The 918-nt window shown below is 62.1% G+C and carries 1 protein-coding gene; it reads left to right on the top strand.

Going from position 1 to position 918, the window contains the following annotated elements:
- Positions 1-141: 141 nt before the first annotated feature.
- On the top strand, positions 142-918 hold a 777-nt coding region (locus EOA29_RS38105), incomplete at its 3' end, for an ABC transporter permease subunit (RefSeq protein ID WP_127222496.1).

Genomic DNA, 918 nt, shown 5'->3' with positions numbered 1-918 from the left:
GGTGAACCGGGGTGGGGGGCCGACAGCGTGCGCCCGCCCGGTAATGCCCCCACCCCGCTCCGCTTCGCGGATCGACTTGCCGGGGCGAGCCACGTGTCTCGCCCGTCCTTCGGACCCCCGCAAGGGGGAGGGTAAAAGCTGATGGGCGCCTATATCCTGCGCCGCATTCTTCTGATGATCCCGACGCTGTTCGGCATCATGGCGATCTCCTTCGCCGTCATCCAGTTCGCTCCGGGCGGTCCGGTCGAGCAGGTCATCGCCAGGCTGACCAATCAGGGCGGCACCGATCGCCTCGGCGGCGGCGGAGGCGATGCCGGCGCCACCAATCTCGATGTCGCCGGCGATGTCAGCTCGAAATATCGCGGCGCTCAAGGGCTGGACCCGGAATTCATCAAGAAGCTCGAAAAGCAGTTCGGCTTCGACAAGCCGCCGCTCGAGCGCTTCGGCATGATGCTGTGGAACTATGCCCGCTTCGATTTCGGCGACAGCTATTTCCGCGACATCTCCGTGCTCGACCTGATCCTGGAAAAGATGCCGGTGTCGATCTCGATCGGACTGTGGATCACGCTTCTGTCCTACCTGATCTCGATCCCGCTCGGCATCCGCAAGGCGGTGCAGGACGGCTCGACATTCGATGTCTGGACGAGCGGCATCGTCATTGTCGGCTACGCCATCCCCGGCTTCCTGTTCGGCATCCTTCTGATGGTGCTGTTTGCCGGCGGCTCGTTCTGGGATTGGTTCCCGCTGCGCGGCATCGTTTCCGACAATTGGGACCAGTTGTCCTGGCCGGACAAGATCCTCGACTATTTCTGGCACATGACGCTGCCGCTCACCGCACTTGTGCTGTCGGCTTTCGCCACGACGACGCTTTTGACCAAGAACTCCTTCCTTGAAGAAATCCGCAAGCAATATGTGGTG

It is taken from the genome of Mesorhizobium sp. M1E.F.Ca.ET.063.01.1.1, from assembly GCF_003998155.1.
Lineage (GTDB): Bacteria > Pseudomonadota > Alphaproteobacteria > Rhizobiales > Rhizobiaceae > Mesorhizobium.
The sequence above is the reverse complement of the archived record's forward strand: the minus strand, read 5'-3'. Positions and strand labels throughout refer to the sequence as shown.